Source organism: Brevundimonas sp. UBA2416, assembly GCF_002343105.1.
Taxonomy (GTDB): Bacteria; Pseudomonadota; Alphaproteobacteria; order Caulobacterales; family Caulobacteraceae; genus Brevundimonas.
Genome location: NZ_DDRM01000029.1, coordinates 94,085 through 111,370, shown reverse-complemented (window position 1 = coordinate 111,370; position 17,286 = coordinate 94,085). Strand labels below are relative to the sequence as shown.

At 68.4% G+C, this 17,286-nt stretch carries 18 protein-coding genes and 1 pseudogene; 3 read left to right on the top strand and 16 right to left on the bottom strand.

The annotated features are described in order from the left end of the window. The 8 genes from B3E43_RS09885 to B3E43_RS09850 all read right to left on the bottom strand — a co-directional run. Nucleotides 1–721, bottom strand: a 721-nt coding sequence (locus B3E43_RS09885) for a tetratricopeptide repeat protein (protein WP_292028945.1), incomplete at its 3' end; no start/stop codon positions are given. A 91-nt stretch (nucleotides 722–812) separates the two neighbouring features. Then, on the bottom strand, nucleotides 813–1,649 hold the full coding sequence (panB, locus tag B3E43_RS09880) for a 3-methyl-2-oxobutanoate hydroxymethyltransferase (protein ID WP_292028944.1): 837 nt from the start codon (nucleotides 1,647–1,649) through the stop codon (nucleotides 813–815). A 78-nt stretch (nucleotides 1,650–1,727) separates the two neighbouring features. Beyond that, nucleotides 1,728–2,141: a hypothetical protein gene (locus B3E43_RS09875; protein ID WP_292028943.1), complete on the bottom strand. Its 414-nt coding sequence runs from the start codon at nucleotides 2,139–2,141 to the stop codon at nucleotides 1,728–1,730. Further along, complete coding sequence (locus B3E43_RS09870) at nucleotides 2,131–2,688, bottom strand: RNA polymerase sigma factor (RefSeq protein WP_292028942.1); 558 nt, start codon at nucleotides 2,686–2,688, stop codon at nucleotides 2,131–2,133. Before B3E43_RS09870 ends, B3E43_RS09875 begins: the two co-directional genes overlap by 11 nt. Before the next feature lie 25 nt (nucleotides 2,689–2,713). Continuing rightward, nucleotides 2,714–3,130, bottom strand: coding sequence for a DUF6249 domain-containing protein (locus B3E43_RS09865; RefSeq protein ID WP_292028940.1), 417 nt, complete (start codon nucleotides 3,128–3,130; stop codon nucleotides 2,714–2,716). A gap of 136 nt (nucleotides 3,131–3,266) precedes the next feature. Continuing rightward, a complete protein-coding gene (locus tag B3E43_RS09860; RefSeq protein WP_292028939.1) occupies nucleotides 3,267–3,590 on the bottom strand; it encodes a hypothetical protein in 324 nt (107 codons plus the stop codon). Beyond that, the gene (locus tag B3E43_RS09855; protein ID WP_292028938.1) at nucleotides 3,580–4,119 is read right to left on the bottom strand and encodes an RNA polymerase sigma factor; all 540 of its coding nucleotides are present in this window, start codon (nucleotides 4,117–4,119) and stop codon (nucleotides 3,580–3,582) included. Before B3E43_RS09855 ends, B3E43_RS09860 begins: the two co-directional genes overlap by 11 nt. Nucleotides 4,120–4,140: 21 nt before the next feature. Continuing rightward, nucleotides 4,141–4,563, bottom strand: coding sequence for a hypothetical protein (locus B3E43_RS09850; RefSeq protein WP_292028936.1), 423 nt, complete (start codon nucleotides 4,561–4,563; stop codon nucleotides 4,141–4,143). Between the two features lie 178 nt (nucleotides 4,564–4,741). On the opposite strand from B3E43_RS09850, the gene B3E43_RS09845 reads away from it, so the two are divergent. Then, nucleotides 4,742–4,981 (top strand): hypothetical protein, encoded by a 240-nt coding sequence (locus B3E43_RS09845; protein WP_292028935.1) that lies wholly within the window; start codon nucleotides 4,742–4,744, stop codon nucleotides 4,979–4,981. Here the strand turns inward: B3E43_RS09845 and B3E43_RS09840 are convergent. From B3E43_RS09840 to B3E43_RS09825, 4 genes are all read right to left on the bottom strand, one after another. Further along, on the bottom strand, nucleotides 4,978–5,325 hold the full coding sequence (locus tag B3E43_RS09840) for an ArsC family reductase (protein WP_292028933.1): 348 nt from the start codon (nucleotides 5,323–5,325) through the stop codon (nucleotides 4,978–4,980). The two genes, B3E43_RS09845 and B3E43_RS09840, sit on opposite strands and share 4 nt — an antisense overlap. A 37-nt stretch (nucleotides 5,326–5,362) precedes the next feature. After that, nucleotides 5,363–6,769 carry a dicarboxylate/amino acid:cation symporter gene (locus tag B3E43_RS09835; protein WP_292028932.1) on the bottom strand — a complete coding sequence of 469 codons (1,407 nt, stop codon included), beginning with the start codon at nucleotides 6,767–6,769 and terminating at the stop codon, nucleotides 5,363–5,365. Nucleotides 6,770–6,848: 79 nt separating this feature from the next. Further along, a complete protein-coding gene (gene mfd, locus B3E43_RS09830) occupies nucleotides 6,849–10,301 on the bottom strand; it encodes a transcription-repair coupling factor (protein ID WP_292028929.1) in 3,453 nt (1,150 codons plus the stop codon). Further along, complete coding sequence (locus B3E43_RS09825) at nucleotides 10,301–10,693, bottom strand: succinate dehydrogenase assembly factor 2 (RefSeq protein ID WP_292028927.1); 393 nt, start codon at nucleotides 10,691–10,693, stop codon at nucleotides 10,301–10,303. Before B3E43_RS09825 ends, mfd begins: the two co-directional genes overlap by 1 nt. Here B3E43_RS09825 and recG point away from each other — a divergent pair. Beyond that, on the top strand, nucleotides 10,692–12,779 hold the full coding sequence (gene recG, locus B3E43_RS09820; protein ID WP_292028925.1) for an ATP-dependent DNA helicase RecG: 2,088 nt from the start codon (nucleotides 10,692–10,694) through the stop codon (nucleotides 12,777–12,779). The two genes, B3E43_RS09825 and recG, sit on opposite strands and share 2 nt — an antisense overlap. Nucleotides 12,780–12,932: 153 nt before the next feature. After that, on the top strand, nucleotides 12,933–13,112 hold the full coding sequence (locus B3E43_RS09815; protein ID WP_292028923.1) for a hypothetical protein: 180 nt from the start codon (nucleotides 12,933–12,935) through the stop codon (nucleotides 13,110–13,112). Between the two features lie 158 nt (nucleotides 13,113–13,270). Here the strand turns inward: B3E43_RS09815 and B3E43_RS09810 are convergent, their stop codons facing one another. The 4 genes and pseudogenes from B3E43_RS09810 to B3E43_RS09795 all read right to left on the bottom strand — a co-directional run. Then, complete coding sequence (locus tag B3E43_RS09810; protein WP_292028921.1) at nucleotides 13,271–14,362, bottom strand: DUF3089 domain-containing protein; 1,092 nt, start codon at nucleotides 14,360–14,362, stop codon at nucleotides 13,271–13,273. Nucleotides 14,363–14,373: 11 nt separating this feature from the next. Continuing rightward, a complete protein-coding gene (gene rfaD, locus B3E43_RS09805) occupies nucleotides 14,374–15,375 on the bottom strand; it encodes an ADP-glyceromanno-heptose 6-epimerase (RefSeq protein WP_292028918.1) in 1,002 nt (333 codons plus the stop codon). Next, complete coding sequence (gene rfaE2 / locus B3E43_RS09800) at nucleotides 15,372–16,826, bottom strand: D-glycero-beta-D-manno-heptose 1-phosphate adenylyltransferase (RefSeq protein WP_292028916.1); 1,455 nt, start codon at nucleotides 16,824–16,826, stop codon at nucleotides 15,372–15,374. The genes rfaD and rfaE2 overlap by 4 nt, the downstream gene beginning before the upstream one ends. Nucleotides 16,827–16,844: 18 nt before the next feature. Continuing rightward, nucleotides 16,845–17,286 (bottom strand): annotated as a pseudogene (locus B3E43_RS09795) (3-deoxy-8-phosphooctulonate synthase); the annotation flags it as partial.

Genomic DNA, 17,286 nt, shown 5'->3' with positions numbered 1-17,286 from the left:
CCGCAGGGGCGGGCGGAGCCGGCGGGGCGACAGGAATGGCCGCCTGCGCCCGCACGATGGCGGCGAGGCCGGGCGCACCACCCGCGTCGATCGCGGCGATGGCGAGGTCGGCGCGCTGGGTGACGATCTCGGGTGTGTCCAGGCCGTTCTTCAACAGCACCAGCGCCTCACGGGCCGGCGCGACCTGACCGTGTTGCAGGCGGGCCATGGCTAGGGCTTCGAGGGCGAAGGCGCTGAACGGGCGGCCGTCCTTGGCCAGCGGCTCCAGACGGGCCTGGATCTGCTCCAGGGTTTCGGTGTCCATGGCCAGCCAGGCGGCCTTGAGCGCGGCGGTGTCGGACAGCAGCGGATCGCTGGACGCCTTGGCCGCCTCGTCCAGAAGCGCGATCGCATCGGGAATGCGGTTGGCGGCGAGGGCAATGCCCGCGCGCTGGCTCAGGGCCATCGACTTGTAGGCCCCGTTGCCGTCCTTGGCCGCCTGGATAAAGGCGGCGTCGGCCCCGACAGGGTTATTGGCCTCAAGCGATTCCAGGCCGCGGTCATAGGCGACGGAGGCCTTGTCGGCCTTCGACGTCTGCCAGCTGTCCCAGCCCCAGAAGGCCAGTGCGGCGATCAGCGCGACCAGAAGCACGCCGCCCGCGACGGGCAGCCAGGTGCGGGCCAGCCGCTTGTAGCGGTCGGAGCGAAGCTCCTCCTCGACCTGCTCGAAGACATCAACCACGGATACGTCGCCCCCAATAACGGCCGTCAGGCCGCTGAAAATCAATCCGGCCGGACCCTAGAGGGTCGCCTGCCCCGCCGCAACGCACGGCTTAGGGCGTGGCAGGCTTTTTCGAGAAGTAGGTCTCGACTTCGGCAGGAAAACGGCGGGCCTTCACGTCAGCGGCGTAACTCGCCACCGCCCGGTCGATATCGCCACGCATATCGGCATAGCGGCGAACGAATTTCGGGGTCCAGTCGAACAGGCCCAGCATGTCGGGCGTCACCAGGATCTGGCCGTCGCAGGCGGACGAGGCGCCGATGCCAATGGTGGGCTTGTCGATCGCCAGGGTGATGTCGCGGGCCAGTCCTTCAGCCACACCCTCGACCACCACGGCGAACGCCCCGGCGTCGGCGGTGGCCTCGGCCTCGCTCATGACCCGCAGCCGCTCCTCGTCGGTCTTGCCCTTGGCCTTGAAGGCCCCGTCGGTCAGCACCGCCTGGGGCCTCAAGCCGACGTGGCCCATGACCGGAATGCCCCGCTGGACCAGATAGGCGATGGTTTCCGCCACCGTGGGCCCGCTCTCGACCTTCACCCCCTGGGCGCCGGTCTCCTTCATCACGCGGGCGCAGTTCTGGTAGGCCTGCTCCTTGCCGCCTTCGTAGCTGCCGAAGGGCATGTCGATGACCACCATGGCCCGGCGCGAGCCACGCATGACGGCCTGGCCATGCATGATCATCATCTCCAGCGTCACCCCGACCGTATTGGGCATGCCGTGGACGACCATACCGACGCTGTCGCCGACCAGCAGCAGATCGCAATGGTCGTCCAGCAGCGCGGCTGTCGGGGCGTCATAGGCGGTCAGGCAGACGATCGGCTCGCCCCCCTTGCGCGCCCGAATGTCGGGCGCGGCGAGGCGTTTGACCGCTTCCTGCTTCTGGCTGGACATGGGGAGGCCCTCCTGTTCGGACCTCCTAGATAGTCGCCGGGGCTCGCCCCGTCATCCCTCAGGACGACGGGGGCCGGATCACATGTCCTGCGACAGCTTCATCACCCCGGCCGCAGCCAGGGCGATCAGGGCCCCGGCGGCGATCCAGAACATCTGCATCCCGCCCATGGAGCCCAGCTCCAGATTGGCCAGACCCAGCTGGTCGAGACCCGTCTGGACGGCGTCCTGGGCATTGAACGAGACGCTGCGGATGCCCTGACCCAGGGCGTTTCCGGCCACGACGCCCTCGCCGGAGCCCATGTTGACGCTCATGGTTTCGCGAACCGCCACAACACCGCCGATGACGCCGGCAAGGCCGAGAGCGAGGACACGGACGTGAGAGCCCTTCTGCAGCTTCTGCTCGACCTGGGCGGTGAACAGGGCGGCGTCGGGCATCTGCGGCGAGCGCGCGAACAGCCGCTCGATCTCAGGATCGAACTCGTCAGCCGACATGCTGCGCGCTCCCCAAGGGCTGTCCGGTCGGCTGGAGCCGCGCACGGAGTTTATCCAGACCACGTTTGACATGAGACTTCACCGTGCCGAGTGGCAAATTAAGGGCGGCGGCGATCTCTGGATGCGCCATGCCGGCCCCGTGACAAAGGGAGACACACAGTCGTTCGGGCTCGCTGAGGACTTTCAGGGCTTCATCGAGATCCACCAGACCCGCATGATCGGTCGCGGGCGCGGCGTCTTCATTCTCGACCTCGGCGACATAGCGGGCTTCCTTGGCGACACGCTTGATGTAGAGCCTCGCCGCGATCCGCTTGACCCAGGCGGCGAAGGTGCCCTCGCCGCGGAACTCCGCGCACCGCTCGAACGCCTGGATGAAGGCGTCCTGGGCGATGTCGTCGGCGAGGGAGGGCTGGGCCCCCATCCGCCGCAGCAGCCCACGCACCGCCGAGCCGTGGCGACGCACCAGTTCTCCGAACTCCCGCCGTCCGCCCGCCGCCGCGAGGGCGGCGAGCTCGACGTCGTGCCGGTCGACCAGGGATTGGGTCATGATGGTTTCCCCCGTCTGACCCGGCTCAGTCCTTGTTCTTGTTGAAGAAACTGAGGATCAGATAGGCCAGACCGATGGTGATCGGGATCGCTGCGATGCCCAGCAGGCCGCCGCTGACGACCACGCCTTCTTCGTGGTCCCAGTTGCCCCGGCCCCAGCTCGCCTGGTTGATCAGGCTGAAGGCGGCGATGCCGACGCCCGTCGCCACCCAGATGATCCCGCGGCGGATGTCGCGAGTGCGCGACGGCAGGTTCTTGGTCACGTCCTTGGTCATCGCTTCAATAACCTCGGGCGGCAGGTCCTGGCCCTTGTCGATGGCGCGGCGGACGGTCTCCTGCATTTCTCGGCGTTCGCGGAACTTCAGGTAGCTCGGGCCGAAGGCGATGGCGGTAATCGTGCCGAAGATCGACAGAATGGCCACCAGCGGGATGAAGTCTTCCATTGGGATATCCCCTCTCGTTCGAAACCGGAGCGTGATGCTTCGGCCTTATGACGACAAGAGGCATCGGCGGGGCCGTACGGATGCGGTCGGGCAGGTGAAACTTTCGTAAGGCGGGCGGAACCGCCGCCCAGGCCCGTCACCTCGCGTTGAACGGACCCCGGAACCGACCATTGAAACGGCGCGAGAGCCACAGGGCCGCGACGACCGTGACCGCCGCTCCGGCCAGCGTGGTGGCGGCGGGCTGGAGCGCTTCGCCAAGACTGTCGCTCATCGGGCCGACCACCGGGGTCAGGGCCCACAGCACGGCCACGGCGGCGATGACCCAGGGAACAAGCGCCGCCACGGTCATCCAGGCCCGGCGCAGGGCGATGGCCTGGGCCATGCGCGCCTGAAAGGCATGGTCGCGCGCGGGCGGCGCCTCGGCGGCGAACAGGGCGGCCAGTTTCTGTTCAGGCGTCATCCGGACCTCCCAGCGCCTTGAGCAAACGCGCCCGTCCGCGCGCAACATGCGACTTCACCGTGCCGAGAGGCAAGCCCAGCGCCATCGAGGCCTCGCCATGCGACCAGCCGTCGGCCAGACACAGGGCCACACAGGCGCGCACATCGGAGGGCAGTTCGGCCATGGCGGCCTCGACGGACATCCGGTCCTCCGGCGACACCCCGACAGGCGTTGCGACCGTCTCGAGCCAGAGATTGTCCCGCGCCGCGCCGCGCCTTGCGGACCGGATGCGGTCCTGGGCCTTGCGCCAGGCAATGCCGCACAGCCAGGCGCGGACCCCGGCGGGCTCCCTGAGCGACCGCAACGAACGCCAGGCCGCGAGGAACGCTTCCTGGGCCACATCGTCCGCCTCGGCCCAGCCGCCGCCCAGCATCCGCCGCAGAAAGCCGCGCACCGCCGCCTGATGCCGCTCGATCAGGCGCGAAAAGGCCGCGTCCGAGCCGGCGAGCGCGCGCCTCACCAACTCGGCGTCGGTCTGCAGTCCCCCCATAGCCCTGACCCTCGACCGGCATCAGCCCCGCGGACCGCGCCCGCCGCTGCGCAGGGCCGAAACCAGCGAGGCCAGACACAGGGCGCCCAGCACGAAACTGACGATCATGAAGGCGTCGCCCGCACCATACATGTCGGACCAGCTGGCGTAGCCGAAGCCTGCCGCCATCACGCCGAACAGCACCACCGAGAACCACGACCCGTCGCCTGGACGGCCGGAACTGCCATGGCCCTGCCAGGCCTCGGTTTCCGCATCGATCGGACGATCCAGCACCTTCAACAGCGCCGCCGGCGGCTCCTGCCCCTTCTCGGCATAGGTCTGGATCAGCTTGAGCGTATCCTTCTGCCGACGGTAGTTGAGCAGGCTCGAGAAGCCCGAGGCCACGAACCAGCCGAGCGGAAAGATAAGCCACCAGTAGGAACGGAACAGGTCTTCCATCGTCATCACCCCGTGTCGCGCGAGCCCAACGCCCGCGCTTTCATAGGGTAGTCGGCGCCGGCGCCGCCAGTGGATGCGGCGGGCGCGAATTTTTGGACGCGGGCCGGACCGGTTCGCCTGCAACGCCCATCAAAGCCCCGCGTTGACGTGCCGACACCCATTCAACCCGAACCGGAGCTGCCCCATGGTCCAGATCACCTATCGCATCGTCGAACATGACGGCGGCTGGGCCTATCAGTTGGGCGGCACATATTCGGAGACCTATCCGGACCACAACTCAGCCCGCGCGGCCGCGATCGCCGTCTCCCGCGAACAGAAGGTGCCCGACGAGGACACGCTGATCGAATACGCGGACGCATCGGGCAACTGGGTCACTGAGCGCGCCGACGGTCACGACCGGCCGGAGGCCGATGTTCAGGGCTAGATCAGGATCGCGGCGTAGCGATCCGGCTTGAACCCGACCAGGGTCCGGTCGCCCGTATCCAGCACCGGCCGTTTGATCATCGACGGCTGGGCCAGCATCAGGGCGACGGCCTTGTCGGCATCCAGGTCGGCCTTGTCCCCCTCCGGGAGCGCCCGGAAAGTCGTGCCCGCTCGGTTCAGCACCGTCTCCCACCCGTGCTCGGCCACCCAAGCCTCCAGCCGCGGCCGGTCGATTCCGGCCTTCTTGTAGTCATGAAAGTCGAAGGCCACGCCGTGCTGATCCAGCCAGACGCGCGCCTTCTTGACCGTGTCGCAGTTGGGGATGCCGTAGAGGGTCTGGGTCATGGCGCCTGTTTGCCGGGACGGCGTCGTCCGGGCAAGGTCAGTCGTCGTCCGCTTCCCGGCTGCCCACCGCCACCGGGCTCGGCCCGCCCGCCAGCGCCCGATCCAGGGCCTCGCGATCCAGTCCGTTCTCCCACTTCGCCACCACGATCGTGGCCACGGCGTTGCCGATGAAATTGGTCAGGGCCCGGCATTCGCTCATGAACCGGTCGATTCCGAGGATCAGGGCCATACCCGCCACCGGCACGCTGGGCACCACGGCCAGCGTCGCCGCCAGGGTGATGAAGCCGGCCCCGGTGACGCCCGCCGCCCCCTTGGAGCTCAGCATGGCCACGGCCAGCAACAGCAACTGGTCGCCCAGCGACAGCTCGACGCCGCAGGCCTGGGCGATGAACAGGGCCGCCAGCGTCATATAGATGTTGGTGCCGTCCAGATTGAACGAATAGCCCGTCGGCACGACCAGCCCGACCACCGACTTGTCGCAGCCCGCGCGGCCCATCTTCTCGATCAGACTCGGCAGGGCCGCTTCGGACGACGAGGTGCCCAGCACCAGCAGCAGCTCCTCCTTGAGGTAGCGCATCAGCCTGAAGATCGAGAAGCCGCTGAAACGGGCCACCAGACCCTGCACCACCACCACGAAGAAGGCCGAGGTCAGGTAGAAGGTCGCCACCAGCGCCGCGAGGTTGATCACCGACTCGATGCCGTATTTGCCGATGGTGAAGGCGAAGGCCCCGAACGCCCCGATCGGCGCCGCCTTCATCAGGATGGCGACTAGTTTGAAGAAGGCCTCCGACACGCTCTCCAGCAGCGTCAGGACCGGCTGGGCGCGGTCGCCGATCACGGCCAGCGAGATGCCGAACAGGATGGCGAAGAACAGCACCTGGAGGATCTCGCCCCCGGCGAAGGCCCCGACCACGGTCTCGGGGATGATGTTCATCAGGAAGCCGACGATCGTGGTGTCATGGGCCTTTGCGGCATAGGCCTCGACCGCCGCCGGGTCGAGCGTCGCCGGGTCAACGTTCATCCCCGCGCCGGGCCGCACCACATTGGCCACGACCAGCCCGATGATCAGGGCAAGGGTCGAGAAGGTCAGGAAATAGGCGAAGGCCTTGCCCACCACCTTGCCCAGCCTGCCGAGGTCGCGCAGGTGGGCGATCCCGGTGGCTACGGTCAGGAAGATCACCGGGGCGATGATCATCTTCACCAGCCGGATGAAGGCGTCGCCCAAGGGCTTCAGGCTCTCGCCGAACACCGGCCAGAAATGCCCGATCAGGGCCCCGAGGGTGATGGCGACCAGCACCTGGAAATACAGGTGGGTCCAGACCGGCTTGCGCTTGTACGGCGGCAGGGGCGCAGCCGTCTCCGGTACGGCGACGCCGGGCGCCGCTTTCTGCACGGCCGGGGCGCGCTTGTGGACGCCGGCGGATGTCGTGGGCTTGCGCGCCATGGCCGTCCCCTCCCGCCGCCGCCCGATAGCCGCGAATCGCGAAGTTCAGCCTAGAGACAGTAGCGCCTGCTTCCCAGCCTCAGGCGGTCGCCACCCGCGCGAGATCGGCGGTGATCCGTTCGGCCACCTTAAGCCGCTCCGCCGCCGTATCCCACTCGCCCTTCACGACAATCTTCTGGTCCGGCCTCAACTTCCAGAAGGCGTGGTTCTTCTGGATCAGCCCGACCAGCCCCATGGGATTGGGGAAGGCGTTGTTGCGCAGGGTCAGCACCGCGCCCTTGGGCCCGATGTCGATCCGCTCGATACAGGCCGTCTTGCAGTTGGCCTTGATGCCGACGATGCGCAGCAGCTGTTTCGCCTCGTCGGGCAGAGGCCCGAACCGGTCGATCAGTTCGGCCGCCAGGGCTTCGCGCGTTTCCGAATTCTCCGCGTCCGACAGGCGGCGATACAGGCTCAGGCGAACATTGAGGTCGGGGACGTAGTTCTCGGGGATCAGCACCGCCGCCCCGACGTTGATGGCCGGCGACCAGCCGCGATCAACGACCCCGCCGCCCTCGCCCGACAGACGCAACTCCGACACGGCGTCCTCCAGCATCTGCTGGTACAGCTCGACACCGACCTCGCGGATATGGCCCGACTGTTCGTCGCCCAGCAGATTGCCGCCGCCGCGCTGATCCAGGTCGTGGCTGGCCAGCTGGAAGCCGGCGCCGAGGTTGTCCAGCGATTGCAGCACCTGCAGCCGCCGCTCGGACGACAGGCTCATCGGCTTGTTCGGCGGGGTGGTCAGATAGGCGAAGGCCCGCGCCTTGGCCCGTCCGATTCGGCCGCGGATCTGGTGCAGCTGGGCCAGGCCGAACATGTCGGCCTTGTGCACGATCAATGTGTTGGCCGTCGGCACGTCCAGTCCGCTCTCGACGATGGTGGTCGACAGCAGCAGGTCGTAGCTGCCGTCGTAGAAGGCGCTCATCACGTCTTCCAGCTGGGTCGGCGACATCTGGCCGTGGCCGACCACGAATTTGATCTCCGGCACCTTCTCGCGAAGGAATTGCTCGATGTCCGGCAGGTCCGACAGGCGCGGCACCACATAATAGGCCTGACCGCCGCGGTATTTCTCGCGCAGCAGGGCCTCGCGCACCAGCACCGGATCCCACGGAGTGACATAGGTCCGAACCGCCAGACGATCGACCGGCGGGGTGGCGATGATCGACATCTCGCGGATGCCGGACAGGGCCATCTGGAGTGTCCGCGGGATCGGCGTGGCGGTCAGGGTCAGCAGGTGGACGTCAGCGCGAAGGCCCTTGAGCTTCTCCTTGTGCTTGACCCCGAAATGCTGCTCTTCATCAACGATAACAAGGCCCAGATCCTTGAACCCGACCTGATCACTGAGCACCGCATGGGTGCCGACGACGATCTCGAACGAGCCGTCCTTCAGCCCCGCCCGCGTCTCGGCGGCGTCCTTGGCCGTCACCATGCGCGACAGGTGCCGCACCTTGACCGGCCAGCCGGCGAACCGCTCGCTGAAGGTCTTGAAATGCTGCCGCGCCAGCAGGGTCGTCGGGCAGACGATGGCCACCTGCTGGCCGCTCATGGCCACCACGAAGGCCGCCCGCAGCGCCACCTCGGTCTTGCCGAAACCGACGTCACCGCAGATCAGCCGGTCCATCGGCGTACCCTTGCCGAGGTCCTCCAGCACGTCGCCGATGGCGTTCAGCTGGTCGTCCGTCTCCTCATAGGGGAAGCGGGCGCAGAACTCGTCGAACAGGCCGTGCGGCGGGGTGATCGGGTCGGACGACCGCAGCGACCGCTTGGCCGCCAGGGCGATCAGCCCCTCGGCCATGTCGCGCAGGCGGGCCTTGGCCTTGGCCTTGCGCGCCTGCCAGCCCGCGCCGCCCAGCCGGTCCAGCTGGGCCCCGTCGGTCTCAGAGCCGTAGCGGGTCAGCAGGTCGATGTTCTCGACTGGCAGATACAGCTTGCTGTCGCCGGCGTAGAGCAGCTCAAGACAGTCGTGCGGCGCCTGCTGGATCTCCAGCGTCTTCAGCCCCTCATAGCGGCCGATGCCGTGGTCGAGGTGGACCACCAGATCGCCGGTCGTCAGGGCCGAGGCCTCGGCGAGGAAGTTGGACGCCCGCCGCTTCTTCTTCGGCCGCGCCAGCCGGTCGCCCAGCATGTCGGTCTCGGAAATCACCGCGATGGCGTCGGTCTCGAAGCCGTGCTCGACCGGCAGGACACCGCGCAGATACAGATCCGTCGGCGCCTTCTGGACGTCGGCCCAGTCGCGCACCGCCACCACATGCTCCAGCCCGTGGTCCGCCAGCATGGCCGCCAGCCGCTCGGACGACCCCTCGGTCCAGGAGGCGAACAGCACCCGCTTGCCCGCCGCCTTCAGCGCCTGGGCGTGCCGCGCCACGGCCTCGAACAGATTGACGCTGTCCTGCGCCCGCTCGGCCGAGAAGCTGCGCCCCAGCCGTCCGCCCGCGTCTTCACCGGGTCCATGGAACGGCGACAGCCGCCGCACCCAGCGGCCCGCCAGGGCGCTGCTCCAGTCGCTCTCGCCCAGATACAGCCGCTCGGGCGGCAGTGCGCGATAGGCCGCTCCGCCCTTGCCCATCGAGGCGTCACGCCGGGCCTCATAGGCGTCCCTGGTAAGGTTCCAGCGCTCGCCCCGCGCCGCCTCGACCTGATTGTCCAGAAACAGCCGCGCATCCTCGGGCAGATAGTCGAACAGCGTCTCCAGCCGGTCGTAGAGCAGCGGCAGCCAGTGCTCCATACCCTGCCGGCGCGCGCCCTCGCTGATGGCCGAATAGAGCGGATCGTCCCCCGCCGCCCCGAACAGGCCGAGATAGCCCGTCCGGAAACGCGAAATGCTGTCCGCATCCAGCAGGGCCTCGGACACCGGCGCCAGATGCACTTCGCGGAGCTGGCCGGTCGAGCGCTGCGTCGCCGGGTCGAAGGTCCGGATCGACTCCAGCTCCGAGCCGAACATGTCCAGCCGCACCGGCTCCTCGAAGCCCGGCGGATAGACGTCGATGACGCCCCCGCGCACGGCGAACTCACCCTTCTCGGACACGGTCGAGGCGCGCATATAGCCGTTGGCCGCGAAATAGCGCTCCAGCGCCGCTGTATCGAGATCGAGGCCGACCGTCGTCTCAAACCCCGCGCCCGAGGTCACCTCGCGCGGCGGCGTGCGCTGCATGGCGGCGCTGACCGTGGTCACCAGCAGCATCGGCTTGCGGTCGCCGGGCGCGCGCTGCGCAAGGCGGGTCAGGGCCGCCATCCGCTCGGCCGATACCGACGACGTGGGGCTCAACCGGTCATAGGGCAGGCAGTCCCAGGCCGGGAACTCGATGATCTCGATCTGGTCGGCAAAGAAGCCGAACGCCTGCACGAACTCACCCATGCGGGCGTAGTCCCGCGCCACGAACAGACCGACGCCGCCCTCGGCCTTCAGCCGCCCGGCGACGACGAGGGCGTCGAGCCCCTCGGGCGCGCCGCCCAGTTCCTGATCGCTGCGTTTGGGAAGGGCCCCGTCCATCAGCCGGCCCCCTCGGCCACGGCGGCGGCGACGTGGTCGCGCATGAAATCTCTCAGCTTGATCATGACCGGCGTGTCGTGCGCCGCCGGCGTGGGCTCCGTCCCGGTAATCCACGCGTAGATCCGGTGATCATCATCCTCGGCCAGCAGGGCCTCCAGCGAATCCAGCTCACTCTCGTCCAGCGACGGCCCGACCTGGTCCACGAACGGGCCCAGCACGAGGTCGGCCTCGCGGAATCCGCGCCGCCATGCCCGGAAGGTGATCCGGCCGAGTCGTTGCTTCAGACGTGCGTCAATATCGGCCACAAGGTTCCTTGCCCGGTCGGTCAGGTTCAATCGCGCAGCGGAGATAGCGTTCCAGACGCGCTTTCGCCAGCTATGCTGTCGATCCATGCGGCCGCAGATTCTCTTTCCCCTGTTCGCGGAGGTTTCCAGCCTGAAGGGCGTGGGGCCCAAGATCCTGCCGCTCGTCCAGAAACTGGCCGGACCGCTGGTTCGGGACGTGCTGTTTCTGTCCCCGTCCGGCCTGATCGTGCGCCGGCCGATGACGGCGGTGAATGCGGTCGAGGGGCAGGTCGGCATATTCGAGGTGATGATCGACCGGCTGATCGTGCCCGGAAAGCCCGGTGTCCCGATCAAGGTGCGGGCCTCCGACGACACCGGCTTTGTCCACATGATCTGGTTCGGCGGCTCGGCCCAGCACATTGACCGCCTGCTGCCCAAGGGCCAGAAGCGTCTGGTGACGGGCAAGGTCGAACGCTATCTGGCAGAGGTCCAGATCGTCCACCCGGACATCTACACCCCGGAACAGGCAGGCGAGATCGCCGCCATCGAGCCGGTCTATCCGGCCACCCACGGCCTCTCCTCGCGGGTCGTGCGCAAACTGGCGCAGGCCGCCCTCACCCACGCCCCCGACCTGCCGGAGTGGCAGGACCCGGCCTGGCTGGCGAAGAACCGCTGGCCCGGCTGGCGCGCGGCGCTCGAGACCCTGCACGCCCCGACCTGCGAGCCCGAGCTGGAGCCCGACGCCCCGGCCCGGCAGCGTTTGGCCTATGACGAGCTGCTGGCCCACCAGCTGGCCCTCGCCCGCCGCCGGCGCGCCCGCCAGATCACACCGGGACCGCGGATCGCGCCGGGCGAGGCATCCGCCCATCTCCTGGCCGCCCTGCCCTTCGACCTCACCGGCGCCCAGACGCAGGCCGTCGCGGAAATCCGCCGCGACCTCGCCTCGGGCGAACAGATGGGCCGGCTGCTGCAGGGCGACGTCGGTTCGGGTAAGACCGCCGTCGCCGCCCTGGCGCTCGCGGACACGGCCGCGTCCGGCTTCCAGGCCGCCCTGATGGCCCCCACGGAAATACTCGCCCGCCAGCACTGGCAGCGGCTGGCCCCGATGCTGGAGGCCGCCGGCGTTCCGACGATCCTGCTGACGGGCCGCGACACCCCCGCCGAACGCCGCGCCCGCCTCGCCGCCCTCGCCTCGGGCGAGGCCCAGGTCGCCATCGGCACCCACGCCCTGTTCCAGGACGCCGTCCGCTTCGACCGGCTGGCGCTGGCCGTCATCGACGAACAGCACCGGTTCGGGGTCAATGAGCGCCAGCGTCTGCAGGCCAAGGGCGACCCCCGCACCGGCGGGGTCCACCTGCTGACCATGTCCGCCACCCCCATCCCCCGCACCCTTGAGCTGACCCAGTACGGCGAACTGGAGGTGTCCCGCCTGACCGAAAAGCCCCCCGGCCGCACCCCGGTGACCACCGCCGTCCTGCCGCTGGCCCGCATCGGCGAGGTGGCCAAACGGCTGAAGGCGGCCATCGACAGCGGCGCCCAGGCCTACTGGATCTGCCCCCTGGTGGCCGAGAGCGAGACCGTCGACCTCGCCGCCGCCGAAGCCCGCGCCGCCGACCTGCGCCGCATCCTGAAGGTCGAAGTCGGCCTCGCCCACGGCCAGATGCCCGGACCCGAGCGCGAGGCGGTCATGGCCGATTTCGCCGACGGTCGCATCCCGCTGCTGGTCGCCACCACCGTGGTCGAGGTCGGCGTCGATGTGCCCAACGCCACCATCATGGTCATCGAACACGCCGACCGCTTCGGCCTCGCCCAGCTTCACCAGCTGCGCGGCCGGGTCGGACGCGGGGCCAAGGCCAGCGCCTGCATCCTGCTGTACGGCGGCGGCGATGACGGGCTTGGCGAGACCGCCCGGCAGCGGCTCGAGACCCTGCGCCGCACCGAAGACGGCTTCGAGATCGCCGAGGAGGATTTCCGCCTGCGCGGCGGCGGCGACCCGCTGGGCCTGAAGCAGAGCGGCTTTCCGGCCTACCGCTTCGCCGACCCGATCCGGCACCGTTCCCTGCTGCTGGCGGCCGCCGATGACGCCCGGCTGGTGCTCGGCCGCGATCCGGACATGACGAGCCCGCGCGGCGAGGCGGTCAGGATTCTGGAGGCCCTGTTCGACTGGCGCAACGACCGGCCGGGGATCGACTAGGCTCAGGCCAGGATGGATGACAAGGGGTGGGCCCAAGCGTCAACCGGACGACTGCGCACGGCCCAAAGCGTACGTTGCTGCCGACTTCAGGACTTGACGCGTCTCATACCGCCCCGTTCCCTCATCAATCCGAGGAACAGGGCTCTCACGGATATGCAAAAGAGAATAGGATTCGGTGTCGGAGCCTTCGTGCTGGTCGCGGCCTTCGTCTGGATTGTTTTCGACAATCTTGCCCTCGGATTGATCTTCGGCCTGATAGCCGGAGCGGGGGCAGGCAAGGCGGTAAGGTCGCCGCCATCCGCAAACGACCGGGACCAGTCCGGCGGCGCCTGAGTTCGCTGTTGAACATCTGACCGCGCGGGTAAGCCTTCGATTGGACCGCAGGGACGTTTGTGGGGCCTGCTGTTGCTATGGTTGTTGATCAACCGTCTCGCAGCACGCAGCCTCAAGGTCCTCTGTCCACCCATGGCGGACATTCGCCCAAGCGGTGACTAGGCAGGCGAACGCGCCTGCCAGACCGCCAATCGCGCCTGAACATCTGCTTCAATGTCCCCATAGAACAGATTGTACGGACGCGATTTTCTTCGATCAGCCCATCCTCCGGTCTCGCGGAACGACTCCGTCCGCGGCTCGGTGTGGCGCAGCAGGCCGTCGCGGCACTGGGTGGCGATTTCGCGCGCCATCAGGGCCGGTCGCACACCCCATTCCAGCCCTGTGGCGTTGGTCGCGCCCTGATGCAGCCGGGCATCGACCGGCGCCGTGTCGGTCGAGCCGGTCACCGGATTGACGCACAGCGCCGCCCGTCCGTGGAGGTCGACCAGCCGGCCACGATCATCCCAGACCAGCGCGCGCCTCAGCCGCCGGCGGCCCGCCCCGTCATTGCCTTCGCTGACCGGCGACCAGGCGACGATACAACCGGCCTGGGCCCGGGTCTCGCAGGCCGGAACCTGCGTTGAGAGGACGTCGACCGCGACCACCACATCCATGAGATAGACCGCGACCAGCCGGCCGCGCAGGACCGGGTCATTCGCCACCCGCTCGCGCACCAGACGCTCGATCAGATCGCCGCCCTGTTCCACGCCGGCCAGGACGATCGGCCCGTCGGGGTGACGCTCGATCCAGGCGCTGAAGGCCGCATCGATATCCCTCCAGGCAAAAGCCCGCGCCTCCCGCGCATCGTCGCGCAGCGTCAGCCGCGTGTAGAGACTGCCCTGACGATAGCGCGGCGCGCTGATCTCGCCCGCCCGGGCGAACGGTCCCGCATAGTTCGGCAGGACGACGCGCTTCAGCCAGGCGTCCGCTTTCAGATCCCCAATCGGCCCATTCCACTCGCGCCCGCCGTCATAGGTGGTGGAGTGGACGAAAAAGACAGCCGCCGGACCGGCCTCGGGCGCCCGGGCGTCGCGCAGGGCCCAGGTCGTCGGGTCGCGGTAGTCGGGGGCCGGCGGGGGCTCATAGGTCTGGAACGGCGCCTGCGGGTCCAGTCCGGCCCTCAGGATGTCGCCGCGCCATACGGCCACCGCCGTGGCGAGCAGCAGCACCAGCGTCAGGCCGGTCCAGCCGGCCCATTGGCGCAGGCTCATCCGGCCGACCCTCATCGATACGGGTCCGCAGTGGCGAGGAAGGACTGGACGTAACGACGGACGCCCTCCTCCAGCGGCGTCGACTGCCCCTGGAAGCCCGCCGCCCGCACCCGATCCATCCGGGCCTCGGTGAAATACTGGTATTTGTCGCGGATGGCCTCCGGGGTGTCGACGTATTCGACCCGCGGCGTCTTGCCCGCCGCCGCGAAGGTTGCATGAGCCAGATCGAGGAAGGACCGGGCCTGTCCCGATCCGGCGTTGAACACGCCCGAGACGCCGGGCGTGTCGAGCAGCCACTCGATGATGTCGACCACGTCATCGACGAAAACGAAGTCCCGCATCTGGCCGCCGTCGGCGTAGTTCGGATTGTGCGAGCGGAACAGGGTGACCGGCTCATCGGCCTGGACCTTGGGCCAGATCTGGGCCACCACCGACTTCATCCCGCCCTTGTGACCCTCGTTCGGGCCATAGACGTTGAAGAATTTCAGCCCCGCCCACTGGCTCGGCGACTGGCCCCGATCCGATTGCCGCGCCGCATACTGGTCGAACAGCATTTTCGAATAGCCATAGGCATTTAGCGGCTTCAGCGAAGCCAATGCCTCAAGGCTGTCATCGTCCTCGAACCCGGCCTCTCCGTCCCCGTAGGTCGCCGCCGACGACGCATAGATCAGCCGGGCGTCGCGCAGGGCGCACCAGTCCCACAGGTCGCGCGACAGGCTGAAATTGGTGCGCAGGATCAGGTCCGCGTCCGGTTCGGTGGTCGAGGAGATGGCCCCCATATGCACCACGGCCTCGATTGACCCGGCGTGCCGCTCCAGTTGTTCGAACAGCTCCTCCGGCTGCCAGAAGTCGGCGATCGGGTGTTTGGCGATATTCCGCCACTTGCCCAGTGACGCGTCTTCCAGCCGGTCGCAAACGACGATGTCGCGCCGGTCCTCGGCGCACAGCCGGGCGACGATGTTGGAGCCGATGAAGCCCGCCCCGCCGGTGACCACGATCATGCGCCGGCTCATGCTTCGTCCTTCATCTTCTCGATCGTCTTGGTGGTCGAATAGCCGTCCTCGAACGTCGCCAGCCGGACCTCGCCGCCCCAGCTCTCGACCAGATCGCCGCCGACCACGCCCTCGCGCGTGTAGTCCGCGCCCTTGATCAAGACATCGGGCCGCAACCGCTCGATCAGGGCGATCGGCGTCGAATCGTCAAAGGCCGTCACCCGATCCACCGACTGAAGTCCGCCGATCACGACCGCACGGCTGTCCAGATCGTTGATCGGCCGCCCCTCACCCTTCAGCCGGCGTACCGAGGCATCGGTGTTCAACGCCACCACAAGCCGGTCGCACCAGCTCCGCGCCTGGGCGAGATAGGCGACATGGCCCCGGTGCAGGATGTCGAAACAGCCGTTGGTGAAGCCCACCTTCAGCCCTTGCCGCCTCCAGCCCTCGACCACATTCGCCAACTCCTCCAGCGGCATGACCTTGGCGTGGGCCCCGGCCGCGTGCTGGCTCATCTCGGCATCGATCAGTTCGGCCGGGGTGACCACCGCCGTGCCGGCCTTTCCAACCACCACGCCCGAGGCGAGGATGGCGAACTCCACCGCCGTCTCCAGCGATGCGCCGGCGCCCAAGGCCAGGCCAAGCGCCGCCAGCCCGGTGTCCCCGGCGCCCGAAACGTCGAACACCTCGCGCGCGCGCCCCGGGAAGTGCCGCACCGGTCCGCCACGCCGCATCAGGCTCATGCCCTTGCCGGCGCGGGTCACGACGACCGCCTTCGCCGTGGTCGAGTGGAGCAGCGCCTTCAGCGCCGCCTCGACCTCAGCGTCGGACTCGACCGGCAGGCTCGTGGCCCCGGCCAGTTCGCTGGCGTTGGGCTTGATCAGATCGACCGCGCCATAGCGGGCGAAGTCGCGGCCCTTGGGGTCCACCACGACCGGCGCGCCAGACCTTTCCGCCGCCGCAAGCGCCTGGGTGATCACCAGATCGCTGACCACACCCTTTGCGTAATCTGAAAGGAGATAGACAGAAGCGCCAGTAAAAGCATCGCTTTCTTCGCCCATCAAGGCAGCCGCCTCCTCATCGAGGCGCAGCAGCTGCTGACCGGCGGCCACGAAGCGCGTCTTGACGATGGTGGCCGCCCCCGCCCGCCGCTCGATCGCGTTCTCGATGCCCGGCTCAGCCGCGACCAGCGCCGCCAGCTCGTCTCCGGCCGCATCCCGGCCCGCCACGGCGCCCAGCCGCGCGATCCCGCCCAGCGCCGCGACATTGCGCGCCACATTGCCGACGCCGCCGGGCATGGCCGTGGTCCGGCGCGTGCGCAGGACGGGGATCGGAGCTTCGGGCGATATCCGGCTGACCTCGCCATAGACATAGCGGTCCAGCATCAGGTCGCCGACGCAAGCGACCTTCAGCCCGCGCACCCGCTCCAGCAGCGCCTGCAGTTGTCCGAGATCGAGCGTCCGTTCAGCCATGACCTTGGCCTATCGGATTCACGCGGCCTTCGCCATCCGCGCCTTGGTCAGGGCGTCATAGGCGATCAGGTCGGCGGCCAGGGCCTCGAACTGGTCCAGCGGCACCATGTTCGGCCCGTCCGACGGCGCATTGTCTGGGTCCTGATGGGTCTCCATGAAGACCGCGTCCACGCCGACGGCCACCGCGGCGCGCGCCAGAACCGGCACGAATTCGCGCTGTCCGCCCGAGGATGTCCCCTGCCCGCCCGGCTGCTGCACCGAGTGCGTGGCGTCGAAAACCACGGGACAGCCGATCTCACGCAGGATCGGCAGGGCCCGCATGTCGCTGACCAGGGTGTTGTAGCCGAAGCTGGCGCCCCGCTCACAGGCCATGACGTTGGGATTGCCGGCCCCGACCACCTTGGCGATGACGTTCTTCATGTCCCAGGGCGCGAGGAACTGCCCCTTCTTGATGTTGATC